The 17,645-nt window shown below is 69.7% G+C and carries 18 protein-coding genes; 7 read left to right on the forward strand and 11 right to left on the reverse strand.

Annotation, left to right across the window (positions count from 1 at the left end):
* Positions 1–52: 52 nt before the first annotated feature.
* Together nusA and MLE64_RS09870 are read right to left on the reverse strand one after the other, a co-directional pair.
* Entirely contained in the window at positions 53–1,381 is a 1,329-nt protein-coding gene (gene nusA / locus MLE64_RS09865) for a transcription termination factor NusA (RefSeq protein ID WP_243317565.1), read from the reverse strand.
* A gap of 1 nt (position 1,382) precedes the next feature.
* Positions 1,383–1,952, reverse strand: a complete 570-nt coding sequence (locus MLE64_RS09870; RefSeq protein ID WP_243317566.1) for a ribosome maturation factor RimP — start codon at positions 1,950–1,952, stop codon at positions 1,383–1,385.
* 243 nt (positions 1,953–2,195) lie between these two features.
* Here MLE64_RS09870 and folD point away from each other — a divergent pair, with 243 nt between their 5' ends.
* Complete coding sequence (gene folD / locus MLE64_RS09875; RefSeq protein WP_243317567.1) at positions 2,196–3,110, forward strand: bifunctional methylenetetrahydrofolate dehydrogenase/methenyltetrahydrofolate cyclohydrolase FolD; 915 nt, start codon at positions 2,196–2,198, stop codon at positions 3,108–3,110.
* Positions 3,111–3,124: 14 nt separating this feature from the next.
* Here the strand turns inward: folD and MLE64_RS09880 are convergent, their stop codons facing one another.
* Entirely contained in the window at positions 3,125–3,883 is a 759-nt protein-coding gene (locus MLE64_RS09880; RefSeq protein WP_243317568.1) for a 3-oxoacyl-ACP reductase family protein, read from the reverse strand.
* A 46-nt stretch (positions 3,884–3,929) separates the two neighbouring features.
* Between MLE64_RS09880 and MLE64_RS09885 the strand changes: the two genes are divergently transcribed.
* Positions 3,930–4,238, forward strand: coding sequence for a 4a-hydroxytetrahydrobiopterin dehydratase (locus tag MLE64_RS09885; protein ID WP_243317569.1), 309 nt, complete (start codon positions 3,930–3,932; stop codon positions 4,236–4,238).
* A 19-nt stretch (positions 4,239–4,257) separates the two neighbouring features.
* Here MLE64_RS09885 and MLE64_RS09890 read toward each other — a convergent pair whose 3' ends face one another.
* From MLE64_RS09890 to MLE64_RS09900, 3 genes are all read right to left on the reverse strand, one after another.
* Positions 4,258–4,701: a hypothetical protein gene (locus MLE64_RS09890; protein WP_243317570.1), complete on the reverse strand. Its 444-nt coding sequence runs from the start codon at positions 4,699–4,701 to the stop codon at positions 4,258–4,260.
* A 34-nt stretch (positions 4,702–4,735) separates the two neighbouring features.
* On the reverse strand, positions 4,736–6,709 hold the full coding sequence (locus MLE64_RS09895; RefSeq protein ID WP_243317571.1) for an RluA family pseudouridine synthase: 1,974 nt from the start codon (positions 6,707–6,709) through the stop codon (positions 4,736–4,738).
* A gap of 135 nt (positions 6,710–6,844) precedes the next feature.
* Entirely contained in the window at positions 6,845–9,646 is a 2,802-nt protein-coding gene (locus MLE64_RS09900; protein WP_243317572.1) for a M16 family metallopeptidase, read from the reverse strand.
* 211 nt (positions 9,647–9,857) lie between these two features.
* On the opposite strand from MLE64_RS09900, the gene MLE64_RS09905 reads away from it, so the two are divergent.
* From MLE64_RS09905 to MLE64_RS09915, 3 genes are read left to right on the forward strand one after another with little or no spacing between them, the layout of a single operon-like run.
* Positions 9,858–10,331 carry a hypothetical protein gene (locus MLE64_RS09905; protein ID WP_243317573.1) on the forward strand — a complete coding sequence of 158 codons (474 nt, stop codon included), beginning with the start codon at positions 9,858–9,860 and terminating at the stop codon, positions 10,329–10,331.
* Positions 10,328–10,834 carry a permease gene (locus MLE64_RS09910; RefSeq protein ID WP_243317574.1) on the forward strand — a complete coding sequence of 169 codons (507 nt, stop codon included), beginning with the start codon at positions 10,328–10,330 and terminating at the stop codon, positions 10,832–10,834. Before MLE64_RS09905 ends, MLE64_RS09910 begins: the two co-directional genes overlap by 4 nt.
* 32 nt (positions 10,835–10,866) lie before the next feature.
* Complete coding sequence (locus MLE64_RS09915) at positions 10,867–11,217, forward strand: PadR family transcriptional regulator (RefSeq protein ID WP_243317575.1); 351 nt, start codon at positions 10,867–10,869, stop codon at positions 11,215–11,217.
* On the opposite strand, the gene MLE64_RS09920 is transcribed toward MLE64_RS09915, so the two are convergent.
* Complete coding sequence (locus tag MLE64_RS09920; protein ID WP_243317576.1) at positions 11,184–11,813, reverse strand: uracil-DNA glycosylase family protein; 630 nt, start codon at positions 11,811–11,813, stop codon at positions 11,184–11,186. The genes MLE64_RS09915 and MLE64_RS09920 overlap by 34 nt on opposite strands.
* Before the next feature lie 108 nt (positions 11,814–11,921).
* On the opposite strand from MLE64_RS09920, the gene MLE64_RS09925 reads away from it, so the two are divergent.
* Positions 11,922–13,163: an FG-GAP repeat domain-containing protein gene (locus MLE64_RS09925; RefSeq protein WP_243317577.1), complete on the forward strand. Its 1,242-nt coding sequence runs from the start codon at positions 11,922–11,924 to the stop codon at positions 13,161–13,163.
* 7 nt (positions 13,164–13,170) lie between these two features.
* On the opposite strand, the gene MLE64_RS09930 is transcribed toward MLE64_RS09925, so the two are convergent.
* From MLE64_RS09930 to MLE64_RS09945, 4 genes are read right to left on the reverse strand one after another with little or no spacing between them, the layout of a single operon-like run.
* Complete coding sequence (locus MLE64_RS09930; protein ID WP_243317578.1) at positions 13,171–13,761, reverse strand: isochorismatase family protein; 591 nt, start codon at positions 13,759–13,761, stop codon at positions 13,171–13,173.
* 17 nt (positions 13,762–13,778) lie between these two features.
* On the reverse strand, positions 13,779–15,821 hold the full coding sequence (locus MLE64_RS09935; RefSeq protein WP_243317579.1) for a M13 family metallopeptidase: 2,043 nt from the start codon (positions 15,819–15,821) through the stop codon (positions 13,779–13,781).
* 58 nt (positions 15,822–15,879) lie between these two features.
* Positions 15,880–16,827: a DUF4126 domain-containing protein gene (locus MLE64_RS09940; protein WP_243317580.1), complete on the reverse strand. Its 948-nt coding sequence runs from the start codon at positions 16,825–16,827 to the stop codon at positions 15,880–15,882.
* Positions 16,827–17,081: a GlsB/YeaQ/YmgE family stress response membrane protein gene (locus MLE64_RS09945; protein ID WP_243317581.1), complete on the reverse strand. Its 255-nt coding sequence runs from the start codon at positions 17,079–17,081 to the stop codon at positions 16,827–16,829. Before MLE64_RS09945 ends, MLE64_RS09940 begins: the two co-directional genes overlap by 1 nt.
* Before the next feature lie 168 nt (positions 17,082–17,249).
* On the opposite strand from MLE64_RS09945, the gene MLE64_RS09950 reads away from it, so the two are divergent.
* Positions 17,250–17,642, forward strand: a complete 393-nt coding sequence (locus tag MLE64_RS09950; protein WP_243317582.1) for a YidB family protein — start codon at positions 17,250–17,252, stop codon at positions 17,640–17,642.
* The last annotated feature ends 3 nt before the right edge of the window (positions 17,643–17,645 follow it).

Below are 17,645 nucleotides of genomic sequence, written 5' to 3' on the forward strand. Positions count from 1 at the left end.
GGGATTACCTCGGCCTGGGGGTGGGAAACGGGAAGGGCTGCAGGACTACAGCCTACTCCCCGAAGTACGCCTGCACGGCATCGATGAGACGGAAGGCCAGATCCTGATCCATGCCTTCCACCTGCATGAGCTGCTCGGCAGTGACAGTGTAAAGGGATTTGGCATCGGAATAGCCCGCGGCGGCCAGCCGGTCGGCGAGGGCGGCGTCCAGCCCCTCGACCTGGATCTCGTCCAGCAGGGTGGAGGCGGGGGCGGCGGCCTCGGCGGCGGGGGCTGCCTCGGCACCCATCTCCGGGAGGGCCAAGCCCATGGCGACTTCGGCCTCGCGGCGCTTGTCGGCCTCGCTGCGGACGTCGATGTTCCAGCCCGTGAGCTTGGCGGCCAGACGGACGTTCTGGCCCCGCTTGCCGATGGCGACGCTGAGCTGCTCGTCGTCCACGACCACCTCGACCCGGTGGGCTTCGGGGTCCACCAGGTTCACCCGGATGGACTTGGCGGGGTTCAGGGCGTTGGCGATGAACTGGGCCGCGTCATCCGAGAAGCGCACGATGTCGATCTTCTCGTTCTTCAGCTCGCGGATGATGGCCTGCACGCGGCTGCCCTTGAGGCCCACACAGGCGCCCACGGGATCGACATCCGGGTCGAGGCTGTGGACGGCCACCTTGGCGCGGTCGCCGGCCTCGCGGACGCAGTTGCGGATGACCACAGTGCCGTCGTGGATCTCGGGGACTTCATTCTCGAAGAGCTTGATGAGCAGCCGCGGATCCGTGCGGCTGACCTGCACCTGGGGATCCTTGGCACTGCGGTCGACGCTCACGATGACGACCTTGATGCGCTGGCCCTTGTCGAAGCGGTCGCCGCGCAGCGCCTCGGAGCGGCGCAGCATGGCCTCGACGCGGTCGATCTCGAGGATGATGGCGCTCTTCTCGAAGCGCTTGACCTCGGCCACCACCACCTCGCCGATGCGATCGGCGAACTCGGTGAAGATGCGCTCGCGCTCGGCCTCGCGGACCTTCTGCACCAGCACCTGCTTGGCGGCCTGGGCGGCGATGCGGCCCAGCTGGCTGGTGTCCTGGGGCAGCCAGAGGGTGTCGCCCTCGGCCGCGTCCGGGTTCAGCGTCTGGGCTTCGGCCAGGCTGATCTCCAGGTCCTCTTCCTCGACCTCGGCCACCACCTGCTTCAGGGCGTAGACGTGGAACTCGCCGGTCTCACGGTCCATCTGGGCCTGGAAGTTGCCGTAGAAATCCTGGGCATTGAAGTACTTGTCCGCGGCCTTGGCGAGAGCCTCCTCCACCGCCGCGAAGACATCTTCCTCGTTGATGCCCTTCTCGGCGGCGATCATCTTCACGCTGTCGAAAAAGGTCGTTGCCACGTTCGCCATCTCAGGCCTCCTCGTCCTCGACGGCGCTTGTCTCTACGCCATCGGCATCCGGTACTTCAGTCAAACGGGCGGCCAGGTGTTTCGGCCGCGGGGTCTTGTCCTCATCGAAGGGCGCCAGGCGCGCCTTCTGGATGGACTCCAGGGGAATGCTCTTGAGGACGCCGTCCTCTTCCAGGGTGACGCTGGCGCCCTCCACGGGGCCGATCCAGCCCTTGAACCGCTTCTGGCCGTTGATGGGCGCGGCGGTCTGCACGCGGCAGAGCCGGCCCGCGAAGCGGCGGAAGTGGTCGGCCTTGACCAGGGGGCGCTCCATGCCCGGGCTGCTGACCTCGACCCCGAGCTTTTCCCGGAGGTCGGGGAACTCCACGTCCATCCAGAGCAGGAGGCCCTCGTGAGCGGCGGTGCAGTCGTCCAGAGTGACCTTGCGGCCGCTGGTGGCGCCGTCGAGGTGGTCGATGTAGAGGCGCAGCACCTCGTCCCGGCCCTCGCGGGCCAGCTCCAGGTGCACCAGCTCGTAGCCCAGCAGGGCCAGCTGGCGCTCGAGGAGGGGTTGCGCTTTCTTCAGATCCACGGGATCTCCGGGTGAACAACAAAAAAGGTGGGCCGAACCCACCCAGTCTTGGCACCCGAGTCCGGGAGGCCATGGCCGAATTGACCTATGAGTCTAGCGCGATGTGCAAGGGTTCTCAAGGCCGGGAACGCATCGGGGGGTGGCGGTGCCTGGCCCCCGGTGGGCCCGGCCTCAGGCTGGCGAGCTGGCTGGTAGGCTGGATTGGGGGCTGGCGGGTCCCCTTTTGCCCAGGAAGGATGGCCCATGGCACAGGTGCTGGATGGCAAGGCGCATGCGGACCGCATGCTGGAGGCGGTGCGTCAGGGGGTGGAGGCCCGGCTGGCTGAAGGGAAGCGCGCCCCGGCCCTGGCCGTGGCGCTGGTGGGCGACGATCCCGCCAGCCACGTCTACGTCCGCAACAAGTCCGCCGCCTGCGCCAAGGTGGGCATCACCTCCCTGGAGCATCGGCTGCCGGCGGACACGCCCCAGGCCGTGCTGGACGACCTCATCGACCGCCTGAACGCCGATCCCGGGGTGGACGGCATCCTGGTGCAGCTGCCCCTGCCCAAGGGGCTCGATTCCAAGCGGGCCCTGCACCGCATCAGCCCCGCCAAGGACGTGGACGGCTTCCACCCCGTGAACCAGGGCCTCCTGCTGGAGGGGCTGCCGGGCCTGCGCCCCTGCACGCCCTCCGCCTGCATGTCCCTGCTGGCCCACCACGGGCTGGCGCTGAAGGGCCTGCGCGCCGTGGTGCTGGGCCGCAGCGAGATCGTGGGCAAGCCCATGGCCCTCATGCTGCTGGAGCAGCACGCCACCGTGACCATCGCCCATAGCCGCACAAGGGATCTTCCGGCCGTCTGCCGCGAGGCGGACCTGCTGGTGGCCGCCGTCGGCAAGCCCGGCTTGGTGGAAGGCTCCTGGATCAAGCCCGGCGCCGTGGTGGTGGACGTGGGCATCAACCGCGTGGACGACCTCGTCCTGGGCGAGCGCATCTTCGCCGCCGAGCCCAAGAAGCTGGAGACCCTGATGGCCAAGGGCGCCGTCCTCTGCGGCGACGTGCGCTTCGGCGAGGCCATGCAGGTGGCCTCCGCCGTGACCCCCGTCCCCGGCGGCGTCGGCCCCCTCACCATCGCGGGCCTGCTGACCAATACCCTGCAGGCGGCGAATCAGCAGAGCTGATTCGCCGTTGGGCTTTACGGACAAAGTCCGCCGTCCACGTTGATGATCTGGCCGCTCATGTAGCTGGCCCAGTCGGAGCAGAGGAAGGCCACGACGCTGGCGACTTCCTCGGGTTCCCCTTCGCGCTTGAGGATGGTGGGGGCCAGGAGGACGCGCTTGGCTTCCTCGGAGACGTCCGCCGTCAGTTCCGTGTGGATGAATCCGGGATTGACGGCGTTCACCAGGACGCCGAAGGGGGCCACTTCCCGGGCCAGGCTCTTGGTGAGGGACATCACGGCGCCCTTGCTGGCCCCGTAGTTGGTCTGGCCGGCCATGCCGATGATGCCGGTGGGGCTGACGATGTTGACGACGCGCCCCCACTTGCGGGCCATCATGCCGCGGACGAAGGCCTTGGTGGCGTAGACGGTGCCCCGGAGGTTCACGTCCATGACCTCCTCCCACTTCTCGTCGCCCATGAGGATGAAGGGGCCGTCCTTTCGCGTCCCGGCGTTGTTCACGAGGATGTCCACGGGCCCCAGCTCGGCCTTCACGCGATCCGCGGCGGCCTCCAGCTCGGCTTTCACGCGGACGTCCGCCAGCACGGCCATGGCCCGGCGATCCATGCCGCGGACCTCTTCCGCCACGGCCTCCGCCAAGTCCAGGTTCTTCTGGGCGTGCACCACCACGTCCGCGCCCCAGCGGGCCAGCTCCACGGCGATGGCCCGCCCGATGCCCCGGGAGGAGCCGGTGACAAAAGCGATGCGGCCGAGCAGGGGAGGCTGGTTGAAGGGCATGGCGCGATTCCAGGGCAACGGATTAGGATGCCCCATGGGGGAAAGCATGTCCAAGGATCTGGTCAGCCCTGACGCCATGGAGGCCTTCCTGAAGGCGCATCCCGACTGGGTCGCGCAGGGGGATGCCCATGGCCTGACCCTCCGGCGCCGCTATGTTTTCTCCGGCTACCCGCGAGGCCTGGGCTTCGTCATGGCCGCCGCGGAACATGCCGAGAAGGTGAATCACCACCCAGACCTGACCCTCGGCTACCGCTGGGTCGTGGCGGTCCTCACCACCCACGTCAGCCGCGGAGTCACCCAGCGGGACCTGGACCTGGCCGAGGCCCTGGACCGGATGTACCAGGAGCACATCTAGCCAGGAGACCGCCCTTGTCTCAGCGCATCGGTGGGGTGCGCGGTGGCGGGTTGAACCGCTCCTGCATGGACTGCACCTTGGTGAGGTCCAGTTGCTGGGGATTCGAGGGATCCGACGAGACCAGCTCGCTGAGTTCGATCTTCCCGTGGCTGGGCGGCGGAGCCGCGAAGGCCCGGACCAGGCGATCCCGCAAGGCCTTGAGGGTGAGGGTGAAGGCCTCGCGCCGCGGTGTGTCCCGGTAGGCCAGATCCCACACTTCCACCGTGGCCTCGGCGGGATCCCGCTGGGGGGTGCGCAAGGCCCGGGGGGCGGCGTGCAGGACCAGGCTGTCCCAGCACCCGGGCTGCACCAGGCGGAGATGGACGATGGGATCGGTGCCCAGATCGGTGTGCAGATCCAGGGTTCCCACCTCCTGGGCCGCCAGGAAGGGCGTGAGGATGAAACCGAACCAGCAGAGGCGCATGGAAGAAGGATGAGCCGGGCCGGGATGCGGTTCCTCAGGATTTCCGGGGCTTGGGTTTCCCGCTGCGCGGGCCGGGCTTGCCTGCGGGGCGCCCACCGGGGCCTTCTCGGCGTGGGCCTGCCGGGCGGCTGGTCGCGTCGTAGCTGCGCCGTGGGCGTTCATCGCCCTCGTCACGCCGGGGACGGGCGGGACGCTCGGTGGAGCCGAAGCTGCGGCGCGGACGCTCATCGCCCTCGTCGCGGCGGGGTCGGGCCGGACGGTCGCCGGGGGTGAAGGGACGGCGGGGCCGCTCGTCGCTGTCGTCGCGGCGCGGGCGGGCGGGGCGCTCGGTGGAGCCGAAGCTGCGGCGCGGGCGTTCGTCGCCCTCGTCGCGTCGGGGCCGGGCCGGACGGTCGCCGGGGGTGAAGGGACGGCGAGGCCGCTCGTCGCTGTCGTCGCGTCGAGGGCGGGCGGGCCGCTCGGTGGAGCCGAAGCTGCGGCGCGGGCGCTCATCCCCTTCCTCGCGGCGGGGCCGGGTCGGGCGGTCGCCGGGGGTGAAGGGACGGCGGGGCCGCTCGTCGCTGTCGTCGCGGCGCGGGCGGGCGGGGCGCTCGGTGGAGCCGAAGCTGCGGCGCGGACGTTCGTCGCCCTCGTCGCGGCGGGGCCGGGCTGGGCGGTCGCCGGAGGTGAAGGGACGGCGGGGCCGCTCGTCGCTGTCGTCGCGGCGCGGGCGGGCGGGGCGCTCGGTGGCGCCGAAGCTGCGGCGCGGACGCTCATCGCCCTCGTCACGGCGGGGCCGCTCGTCGCCTTCGTCACGCCGCGGTCGGGCAGGGCGCTCGGCGGAGCCGAAGCTGCGGCGCGGGCGTTCATCCCCTTCCTCGCGGCGGGGCCGGGCCGGACGGTCACCGGGGGTGAAGGGACGGCGGGGCCGCTCATCGCCATTGACGGGGCGGGCGGGCGCTTCCCGCTCATCGAACCGCTTGGCGCGGGCCACGCGCTTGAGCTTGTGGTCGCGGCTCTCGGTGGGCTGGAAGATGCCCTCCTCGCCCTTGGCGCCGGTGGCGGCGCGCTGCAGGCGGGCGGAATTCCGCAGGGCCTTGAGGGCCGCCTCCATGTCCGCGGGCATGGGGGCCGTCACCGTGACCTGCTCCTCGGTGACGGGATGCTTGAAGCCCAGCAGCTCGGCGTGCAGGGCCTGGCGGTCCAGCAGGGGGCTCTCGGTGCCGTAGACCTGGTCGCCCAACAGCGGGAAGCCACGGTCCGCGAACTGCACGCGGATCTGGTTGCGGCGGCCGGTCTCCAGGCGCACTTCCACGACCGTGTGGCCGGGCAGGCGCTCGATCACGCGGTAGTGGGTGACGGCCTCCTTGGCGCCGGCGGGCATGCGCTTGCCGCCGCCGGGGCCCTTGCGGACCTTGGCCACGGACATCTTCAGGGACTTGGCGTGCTCGATGAGGTGGCCCGCCAGGGTGCCGCTGTTCTCCGGCAGCTCGCCCACGAGGATGGCGAAGTAGACGCGCTGGAGGCGGTGCAGCTCGAAGTGCTTCTTGAGGCCGTGCAGGGCCTCCGGGGTCTTGGCGAAGACCAGCACGCCGCTGGTGAAGCGGTCGAGCCGGTGGACGATGAAGAGGTTGAAGCGCTTGAAGCCGCGCCGCCGGTAGGACTCGGTGATGGCCTCTGCCAGGCTGGGCTCGCCGCCTTGTTCAGCCGGCACCGTCAGCAGGCCCGCGGGCTTGAAGACGAAGAGCAGGTGGTTGTCCTCCCACAGCGTCTCGTAGGGGCCGGAGCTAAGTTTCTTCGGCGGCGGCAGCACCTCGTAGGTGAGCTCGGGATCGAACACCACCTTCACGGTGTCGCCGGCCTTGAGCCGGTGGCCGTGCTTCTCGGCGGTCTCGCCATTCACCGTCACGCAGCGGCCGTCGATGAAGCCCTTGGCCTGCCGGTGGCTGATGACCATCACCTTGTGCAGTTCCGAAGCCAGGGCTGCGCCCTCCTGCTCCGCCTGCCATTCCCGTTCGATGCGTGCCATGGCGACGCCCTCCGTCATCGCCCCGCGTCACTGTCAACGCCGAGCGGACATCCAGCAGACCACGAAACGCTTTTCCCACCTAGCAAAATGGGGGAGCGGCATGCCGCTCCCCCATTTTGACAGCCGGACAAAAGACTACTTCTTCGCGAAATCTCCCGCCTTCACGATGACGAGCTTCGCGGGGTCCAGGTGCTTGCGGAGGGCGGCGTTGACCTCGTCGAGCTTGAGGGCCTGGACCTTGGCCTCCAGCTCCGCCTGGAAGAGCACGGGGCGATCCAGGTAGAGGGAGGTGTTCAGCCAGCCGGCGATCGCGCGGTCGTCCTGCCGCTCGGTCTGCTCGCCCTGGAGCCAGGTCTTGCGGGCGAAGTCCAGCTCCTCCTGGGTGAAGCCGTCCTTCAGGGCCTTCTGCAGCTCTTCCTGGAAGGCCGCCTCCAGCTTCGCCGCGTTCTGGGGCGCGTAGATGGCGTAGGCCTGCCAGGAGGTCACGGGGTCCTGGCTGCTGACGTTGGCGTAGGATCCGGCCCCGTAGCTGAAGCCCTCCTTCTGGCGCAGGCGGTCGCCGAGACGGTTCTTCAGTGTGCCGCCGCCAAGGATCTGGTTGGCCATGAGGAAGGCCGGGTAGTCGGGATCCGTGTCCTTCATGGCCCAGCGCTCCACGGCCAAGAAGATGGCCATCTGCTTGTCCGGCGTCTCCAGGACCTTGGATTGGCCGGGGACCTCCTTCATCCGCGCCGGGATGCGCGTGTAGGGGGAGGCGGACGTCCAGGTGCCGAAGAGGTCGGTTACGAGGGCCTGGAGCTCCTTGGCGTCGAAGTCGCCGGAGGCGGCGAAGGTGGCGTGGTCGGCGCCGTAGAAGGCGGTGTGGAAGGCCTTGAGGTCCTCCACCTTGGCCGCCTTCAGGTCCTGGATCCGGGTCTCCAGGGACCGGTAGGCCGAGGGGTGCCCGGCGGGGTAGGCGTCCAGGGTCTGGCCCAGGAACTCCATGGCCTTGGCCTGGGGTTCCTGGCGCTGGGACTCGATGCCCGTGGTCTGCTGCTTCACGAGGGTGTCCAGCTCGGAGGCCGGGAACGCGGGTTCGCGCAGCACCTCGGCCACGAGCTTCAGCGTGGCGGCCAGGTTCTCCCGGGGCACCTTGATCCGGGCATTGGCGGACGTGGCGCCGCCGGTGATCATCACTTCCGCCTTCAGCTTGTCGAAGGCGTCGGCAATCTCCTGGCGCGAGTGCTTGAGGGTGCCGCGCATGAGCATGGCGCCCGTGAGGTCCGGCACGGCCTGCTTGTCCCGCAACGAGGACTCCTGGCCGAAGCGCAGAGTGAACTGCACCGAGGCCATGTTGCCCTTGGTCTTCTTGGACAGCAGGGCGCCCTTCAGGCCGTTGGGGCCGGTGAAGCGGAGAGTGCGCTGATCCACGTGGGCGGGGGTGGCGTCGAAGGCCTCGCCCTGGGCGATGGTCTGCTTGCCGGTGTAGCCCTTCACGTCCGCAGCGACATCGGGCACGCCGGGCACCTCGGTGCGGTCCGGCTTCTCCGTGGGGAGGTACTCCCCGAGGGTGCGGTTGCTGGGCTTGAAGTAGGTGACGGCGACCTTCTGGACCTGCTCGAGGGTGGCGGACAGGGTGCGGTCGCGGTCCAGGAACCACTCCCGCCAGTCGCCGGTGGCCATGGCCTCGCTGAGGCTGATGGCCATGTTCTTGGTGTTGGAGAGGGTCTGGTCAACGCCCTTCTGGACCTGGGCCTTGGCGCGGTCCAGCTCGGCCTGGGTCAGGGGCTTGTCCTTCAGGTCCTCCACCTCGCGCAGGAGGATGGCCTTCACCTTCTCCACATCCCCATCCTTCGGCAGCATCACGCCGAACATCTGGAGGCCGGGCTCATAGGTGGAGAAGGAGAGGGGGAAGACCTGGGCGGCCAGCTTGGTCTCCACCAGGGCCTTGTAGAGGCGGCCGCTGGGGGCGTCCGTGAGGATGGTCGCTGCCAGGTCCGTGGCGCTGCGATCCCCCTGGGCGGAGGGGGCGACGTGGTATCCGGCCACCAGGAGCGGGGTGCCGCCCACGCGGCGGATGGTGACCAGCCGCTCGCCGTCCTGGACGGGCTCCACGGTGTAGGTGGGCTCCAGGGCTCGGGTCGGCTTCGGGATCCGCCCGAAGGTGGCGTTGATGTAGGCCAGGGTCTTCGGTCCGTCGAACTGCCCCGCCACCATCAGGACCGCGTTGTCCGGCTGGTAGTACTTCGTGTAGAAGGCCCGGAGGTGGTCGACGTTCACATGCTCGATGTCGCTGCGGGCGCCGATGACGGGCTTCCCGTAGTTGTGCCAGTCGTAGGCCGCGGACATCACCCGCAGGATGGTGGTGCGGAAGGGGCTGTTCTCGCCGGACTCGAACTCGTTGCGGACGACGGTCATCTCACCGCTCTTGCCGTCTTTGCCCCACAGCGTCTCCGCCGTGAAGGTGCAGTTCAGCATCCGGTCCGCCTCCAGATCCAGCGCTTTCTTCAGGTTCTCCTCGGAGGCCGGGAAGGAAACGTAGTAGTTGGTGCGGTCGAAGTTGGTGGTGCCGTTGGCGTCGCCGCCCAGCTCGTTGAGGATCTTCCAGGTGTCCGGCCGGGCCTTGGTGCCCTTGAAGAGCATGTGCTCCAGCAGGTGGGCCATGCCCGTCTCGCCGTAGTGCTCCTGCCGGCTGCCCACCAGGTAGGTGATGTTGGTGGTGATGGTGGGCTTGCTGGCGTCGGGATAGAGCAGCACCCGCAGGCCGTTGGCCAGCCGGTACTCGGTGATGCCCTCCACCGTGGTCACCTGCACGGGTGCGGCCAGGGATGCGGGTTTGGCGGCCTTGGTCGCGGCGGCGGCTTTCGAGGTCGTGGTGGGCCTGGGGGCGTCCCCCGCCACCAGCGCCATGGCCAGGGCCCCACAGAGGGGCAGCATCATTCGACGGGAGAAGGGCATGTGACCTCCAGGTTGTGAAAGATTCCCGATGGGAGACCCTCAGATTACGCGGCATGCAGAGAAGCGCTTGTTAAGAAATGTTTAGGTCTGGTCCGAGGTTCCCCTCGGGCAGAGGCCGGGCAGGGGAGCGGTTGACAGGCGGCGCGGAAGGAATAATGTTGAGCATCTAGATGTCATAAGCATCTAAATGCTAAATCTGGAGTCCACTCTCATGTCTTCCCTCATCCTGCTTGCGCTGGCTCTGTCCGGCCTCCTCCTGTCCGCCCGGAAGGACCGGGCCCGCACCCGCACGGCCCTGGAGGCGGCCTGGCGGTCCTGGCTCGGCCTGCTGCCCTCCCTCCTGGGGCTGACGGCGGGCATCGGGCTGGCCACGGCCCTGATCTCGCCCCAGGCCGTGGCGCGGCTGTTCCATGAGCACGGGGCCGCGGGCTTCCTCCTCCTGTCGGGCCTGGGCGCCCTGATCACGATCCCATCGCCCGTGGCCTATCCCCTGGCGGGGACGCTCCACCGCATGGGGGCCAGCCTTCCCGCCCTCGCCAGCTTCATCACCACCCTGACCATGGTGGGCCTCCTCACGGCGCCCCTGGAGGTCAAGGCCTTCGGTCGGGCGTTCACCTTCCGAAGGCAGGCCCTGAGCCTGGTCCTGGCCCTGGCCATCGGAGCCGCCATGGGGGTGCTGCTATGAGCCGGACCTGGCGTCCCGTCCTCTGGATCCTGGCCGCCATTGCGGCGGTCCACTTCGGCCTGGCTTGGCGGTTTCCGGAGCTTGCGGCGGCCTCGGCCAAGGGGGGCCTGCGGGGTTTCGGCCAGATCCTGGCCATCCTGCCCGCGGTGCTGGTCCTCCTGGCCCTATTCGACGCCTGGGTTCCCCGGGCCGTGGTGGAGCGGAGCCTGGGGCCAGGATCGGGTCTCCGTGGGGTGGCCTTCGCCATGCTGCTGGGCACGGCGGCCGCAGGACCCATCTACGCGGCCTTCCCCCTGGGCCTGTCGCTCCGTGAGAAGGGGGCCCGGACCGCCAACCTGGTCATCTTCCTGGGCGCCTGGGCCACCATCAAGGTGCCCATGCTGATGCTGGAGAGCGCCTTCCTGGGCCCGTGCTTCGCCCTGATCCGCCTCGCCCTCACCGTCCCCGGGATCCTCGGCTGCGGGTTCCTCATGGAGCGGCTGGAACGCCGGCCAGCTCGCTGAGGTGGGCGCTGAGGGTACACTCTCTTCATCCCATGCCCGCTCCCCACCGCCACGGCCGCCACCTCCCCGCCTTCATCTTGCTGGCCCTCACCGAGGGGCCCCTGCACGGACACGCCATCCGGGCGGCGCTCCACGCGCGGTTCGCGGACTTCAAGGGGGACCCCGGCGCCATCTACCGGACGCTCCAGGCCCTGGAAGCGGCCGGGGAGGTGACGGCCCACTGGGACACGGGCACCCGAGGCCCCGCCCGGAAGGTCTACGAGCTGACACCCCTCGGCTGGGAGCGGCTCGGCTTCTGGGAGGAGGACATCCGCCAGCGTCTCGGCTTCCTGCAGGGCTTCCTGGACGGCTACGCGAAGGTGCGGCCTTCGGGCCGGTCCTGATCCAGCAGCCGCCGGAGCCGGGCCTCCCACTCGGCGCGGAGGTCTTCCAGCCGCAGGCCCTTTCCCTTGCCGGGGGCGGCCTGCAGTAGGCCCTGGGCGCTGGGGTGGGGCAGGGCGTGCAGCTCGAAGGGGGGCGCGCCCTTCAGCCGCGAGAGCACCCACTCCGCCCGCTTGCCGAAGGCGATGACACGCAGGGCGGAAGCGCCGCCCCGCGAAGCGCGGGTCAGTTCCGAAACGAGGCGAGCGAGGTTGGCCGGATCCAGCAGGTCCCGGTTGGAGGGCGCGTGGAAGTGCTCGCCGTCCTTCGTGGGGCAGGCAGGGTAGGCGTTGCTGAGGGCTGTGCCGATGAGGCGCGGGGCCAGGGCCAGGGCCTTGAAGCGGGCGCCGTCCCAGTCCTCCCAGACCGCCTCTGGCACCTCGGCCCGGCCGGTGGCGGCCAGGGCGCGGTAGACGGTGATGCCCGCGCCGTCGCCCCAGAAGGGAAGGCCCGACTGGTCCGCGCCCCGGGGGCCGGGGGCTTCGCCGAAGAGCATGACGGAGACCGGCCCGGAGTCGGGGAACAGGGCGGGGACGGGTTGGCCTTGAATGCGGGGCATGGCGCTTCCTGAAGGCGTACATTCTGCAATGGTCCCGCCGCGCTGAGGACGCCCTTCCGTCAGAGGCCACCTGCGGGTCCAGACCGGGAAGCTCCGGGGAGGTGGATCGTGAGGCGACTCGCGGGGGACCTCGGGAAGGGAACCATCCCGTTGGCGGGAGCGGCGGTCCTGCTGCTCGGAGCGGCCTGCGGGGGCGGCGGGGAGGTGGTGATCCCGCCGTTCCGGGTCTGGGGCCAGGTGGCGGTGGCGGACCTGAACGGGGATGGCCTGGCGGATGTGGCAGTCCCCGCCACCCTGATCGACGGCGGGACGCACCGGAGCAGCGTGCAGGTCTTCCTCCGGGAGGCGGCGGGCGGATTCGCCGCGCCGACGGCGTATCCCCTGGCCTTCGATCCCTGGGGCCTGTCGGCGGGAGACCTGGATGGGGATGGACGGCCGGATCTCGTCGTGGCCATTCCCGCTTCCACACCACCGCAATTGAACACCCCGGGAGACAGTGGCGGGCTGATCGTGCTTCGGCAGGACCCCGCGGCGCCGGGGCGCTTCCGCTCGCCGGTCTGGGTCTGGACCGGCGGAGCGGCGGAATCATCGGCGGTGGCGGACCTGACGGGGGACGGCTTGGCCGACCTGGCGGTGGCGGACGGGGTGCGCGTCAACGGCCGCCTCCTCCTGTTGGCGCAGGCTTCGGACGCGCCGGGTGCCTTCCTGCCGGCCGTCCCGGTGCCTGTGGCGGCTGGCCAGGGTTTCAGCGACCTGACGGCGGCGGATGTCGACGGCGATGGCCGATCGGATCTGGTGCTGGCGGGCTCAGGCGGCGTGGCCCTGCTCCTGCAGCAGGCGGGCGGAGGCTTCGCGCCGCCGGTTTTCCTCGCCCCGGGGCAGCGGATCGATGGGGTGGCCGCGGCGGACCTTGATGGCGACGGCCGGATGGACTTGGTGGCGGCAAACCCCGGGAACGTCACGGACGGCGGCCGGGGCGGAGCCAGCGTGACGGTCTTCCTGCAGACCCACCCCGGCACTTTCGCGGCCACGGCCCTCCCCGTGGTCGACGGGGCGCGTCAGGTGGCCATCGGGGATCTCAATGGCGACGGCCTGCCGGACATCGCGGCGATCTCGCTGGTGTACCAGTCGCTGTCCACGCCTTCGAAGGTGACCGTCCTCCTGCAGTCCGCCACCCACCGCGGCGCGTTCGCCGTGGGCGGCGTCATGGATGGAACGCCGTCGTCCAACTTTCTCGCGCTCGGCGATGTGGATGGCGATGGCCGCGCGGACGTGGTCCTGAACGAGGGGCCCAGCGTGATGGTCCAGACTGCGCCCGGAATCTTCAGTCCGCCGCGGGCACTCCGCTGAGCGGGGCTCAGCCGGGCTGGCCTTCCTTCATCAGCGCGGACAGTGCCTTGAACTGGGGGTGGTTCTTGTCGCGGGCCCACTCGAAGGCCACGGACTCGTGGTTGGTGAGCGTGGCGCCGGCCGCGGCCATGCGTTCCAGGGCGTGGCGGCGGTACTCCTCGCCCCGGCCGCTGACGGCGTCCCAGCAGAGGTGCACCTCGTGGCCCGAGCCCAGCAGCTCGAGCACGGTCTGCATCACGCAAACGTGGGCCTCGATGCCCGCCACCACGATCTGGCGCTTCTCCCGGGCCAGGTGGGGCCGGGCCTGCTTGAGCAGGGTCTCGAAGCCGGCATCGCCGCAACAGCCGAAGGCGGTCTTCTCCAGGAAGAACTTCGGCGTGGCCAGGGCGTCGTAGGTGGCGCGGATGCTCTCCTCGGTGGGACCGATGCCCTTCGGGTACTGCTCGGTGAGGACCACGGGCACCGAGAAAAGGTCCGCCAGCCGCATGAGGCGGCGCGTGGCCTCCAGCACCAGGGCCGGCCGGTGGACCATGCCCACCAGCTTGCCCTGGAGGTCGATGACGACGAGGATGCTGCGGCTGGAATCGAGCAGGGCCATGGGAACCTCCCGGGGATCTACCAGATCTTCACGCGGTCCGCCGGGGCCAGGTAGAGCTTCTGGCCGGCCTTCACCTGGAAGGCGGGGTACCAGGCGTCCAGGTTCCGCACCGTATAGGGGCGGAAGGAGGCCGGGGCGTGGCCGTCCGTGAGGATCTGCTGGCGCAGCAGGGGCTCGCGGGTCTTCTCGCGCCAGCTCTGGGCGTAGCTGAGGAAGAACTGCTGGTCGCCGGTGAGGCCCTGCACCACAGGCGCCTCCTTCCCCTTCAGGGACAGGCGGTAGGCGTCATAGGCCGCGGCGAGGCCCGCCACATCCGCGATGTTCTCGCCCAGGGTCTGCCTGCCCTTGATGTGGAGGCCCGGGAAGGGCTCGTAGGCGTCGAACTGCTTCACCAGCTGGTCGGCGGAGGCCTGGAAGTGCTTCAGGTCCTCGGGCGTCCACCAGTTCTCCAGTTTGCCGCTGGCGTCGAAGAGCGAGCCGGAGTCGTCGAAGCTGTGGCTGATCTCGTGGCCGATGACGGCCCCGATGGCGCCGTAGTCCATGACCATGGGGCGCTTCGGGTCGAAGAAGGGCGGCTGGAGGATGGCCGCCGGGAAGTTGAGGGCGTTCATCACGGGGAGGTTCACCGCATTCACGAGCTGGGGGTTCATCACCCACTCCGTGCGGTCGATGGGCTGGCCGAGCTTCTTCAGGTTGCGCTCGTACTCGAAGCGCTCGGCCCGCTGGAGGTTGCCGAAGGCGTCCCCGGCGGCGACCTTCAGGCCTCGGTAGTCACGCCAGCGGTCCGGGTAGCCCACGCCCACCTTGAGCGCATCCAGCTTGGCGATGGCCTTGGCCTTGGTGGCGGGGGACATCCAGTCCAGGTGCTCGATGCGGATGCGGAAGGCCTCCTTGATGTTCGTGACCATCTGCTCGGCGCGGGCCTTCTCGGAAGGCGGGAAGTACTTCGCCACGTACGCCTTGCCCACGGCCTCGCCCAGGGCCTCGTTGGTCAGTGCCACACCCGTCTTCCAGCGGTCCAGGGGCTTGGAGGCGCCGCTCAGCACCTTGCCGTAGAAGGCGAAGGACTGGTCCGCCACGGCCTTGGGCAGCACCGGCGCCCAGTGCTGGATGACGTGGAAGGTGAGGTAGTCCTTCCACACATCGAGGGACACGTCCGCGGTCAGGGCCGAGAGGCCGGTGACGGCGCCGGGCTGCCAGACCACGAACACCTGGGGCTTCGAGAGGCCTGCGGCGGCGAAGAAGGCTTCCCAGTCCAGCCCCGGGGCCTTGGCGGGGAAGTCCGCACGGGTCCAGTGGTTGTTGCCCTTCTGGACGTCGCCGGATTCCTCGCGGCCCAGGTGGGCCTTGGCCATGCGGGTCTCCAGGTCCACCACCGCCGTGGCGCGCTCGAGGACGTTCGACAGGCCCGCCAGCTTCAGCATGGCCGCCACATGGGTGGTGTACTGGGTGCGGACGGCCGCCATGCCCTCCGAGGAATCCAGGTAGTAGCTGCGCTCGGGCAGCCCCAGGCCGCCCTGGAGGAGGAACGGCGCGTAGCGGGTGGGCTCGTCCAGGTCCTGCGCGACCCACAGGCCGAGGAAGTTGGCGGTGTGGTACTGGGTGTTGTTCAGCACGTCCACGTCCGCCCGCAGGGTCGTCCCCAGGTACCGGGCCAGGTCCTGGCGGCCCTGGATGGCGCCGATGGCCTTGAAGGTGGGGGCCAGGGGGGCCAGGCCTTTGGCCTCGATCCGCTTCTGGTCCATGAAGCTGGTGAAGCAGTCGCCGACCTTCCGCAGCTCGGATCCGGCGGGCGCCTTAGTGGCCTCCCGGATCAGGGCGGCGGTGCGGCGGTCCGTGAGGTCCGCCACCTCGCGGCCGACCCCGTAGGAGCCGCGGTCTGCGGGGATCTCCGTCCGCTTCACCCAGGCGCCGTTGGCGTAGGCGAAGAAGTCGTCGCCGGGCGCCACGCTGCGGTCCATGCCCGTCAGGTCGAGGCCGTGGGGCGCGGCCTTGGGCGGGGCCGCCACCAGGGCGGAGACGGCGAGACAGAGGGAAAGGAGGGGCAAAGATCCGCGCATGGGGTACCTCAGGACCTTCCAGGGTGGACCGAAAGGCCCCGTTGGGGAAGGTGGGGGGTCAGGAGGGCCGCGCCATCTCCGCGGGCAGCGCGTGGCGCCAGTCCCGACCCGCCAGCAGGATCTGGGGTTTCCCGTCCCGCATGAAGACGGCGGTGTCCCAGAAGAAGCCCGGGAAAGTCTGTACCGGGCCGGGCGCCGCGTCGAAGGAGAGTTTGCGGGTGCGGAACCAGCGCCGATAGACCAGGTGCCAGTTTCCGCCCGCCTGCACGAGAAAGGCCCCATGGAACCGCGGCAGGCCCTTCACTCGCCGGGCGAAGCACGGCAGGACCTCCGAGGGGCGCGTGGGCGCCAACTCCAGGGCCTTCAGCTCCACCCAGGTGGGGATCTCGTCGCGGGTGCCCCGTCCCACCAGGGAGCGCAGAGCCCCCCGGAAGCCCGTGAGCACGAAGGCCAGTGCCCGTATCAGCAGGGGCAGGAGAAGGGCGGTGGCGACAAGCAGGACCCCCAGCACGGGCAGCGCGATGGCCGGGTGGCTGTAGGCCAGGGCCAGGAGCCCGACGACGCCCACGTCCTCCGCCACGCTGAGGGCGCTGTGGCTGGCGGGCTCCGGCGCCGTGTGGGCCAGGAGCCGCACGCCCATCTTGCTGCCGTGGGTGCCCAGGGCGATGGTGCCGCCCGCCAGCAGGGCCAGCACCTTGGCCACGGGATGCAGCTCGCTGGCGGCTCCCAGGGCCAGGAGGGCGCCGCCCACGGGCCGGATGAAGGTGTGCAGGCCGTCCCAGATGGGCGTGATGAAGGGTACCTTGTCCGCCAGGAATTCCAGGAGGAACAGGATCGTCGCCACCCCCAGCACCACCGGGTGGCTGAGGATGGCCAGGTCCGGGGGCAGGCCGTGGATCCAGCCATAGCGCTGCCCCGCGCCCACCAGGAGCACCGTCAGGTAGAGGTTGATGCCGGAGACGGTGGAGAGGCCGAGGATGGCCGCCAGCGTCTGGAGCTGGCCCATCAGGCGGTGAACCGCTTGTAGAGGTGGTAGATGCCCAGGAGGATCACCGCGCCCACCACGGACATGATGAACCCTGCGCTATGCCCTTCCTTGTAGAAGCCCAGCGCCCGCCCGATCCAGGTGCCCAGGAAGGAGCCCGCGATGCCGAGGACCATGGTGATGATCCATCCGCCGGGGTCCTTGCCGGGCATGACGAGTTTCGCCACGGCGCCGGCGATGAGACCGATGATGCAGGTCCAGATGAGGTGGAGCATGCAAACCTCCTCGATGGGTTCGGTGATGTTGCAGCCACCTTAGGCCTCGGGTTTGGCGCGGTCAATCGCAAAACCCGGGACGCATCACGCTGAGATGCCTTGAATTCAGGGCTTGCGGAAGGCAGGACCGGAGAGGAAGCTGGGGCTCCACTTCCCGAGGAGGATGTCATGGGTCTGCTGGACATGGTGGGCGGTCTGTTGGGACAGGGCGGTCAGGCGGAGGGTGGCAACCCGCTCATGGGCGCGGTCATGGGCCTCATCCAGAACCATCCCGGCGGCCTCCAGGGCCTGCTGGGCCAGTTCCAGGAGAAGGGGCTGGGCGATCAGGTGGCCTCCTGGATCGGCACCGGCGAGAACCAGCCCATCAGCGCCGAACACGTCCAGGCGGCGCTGGGTTCTGATCAGCTGCAGCAGCTGGCAGGCCAGCTGGGAGTCTCCCATGGCGAAGCCGCCTCGGGCCTGGCCAGCATCCTGCCCCAGGTGATCGACAAGCTGAGCCCCCAGGGCAGCCTGCCCGAAGGCGGCGTCGGCATGGATCTGCTGAAGAAGTTCCTGGGCTGAACG

This window comes from Geothrix paludis, assembly GCF_022808815.1.
GTDB lineage: Bacteria > Acidobacteriota > Holophagae > Holophagales > Holophagaceae > Geothrix > Geothrix paludis.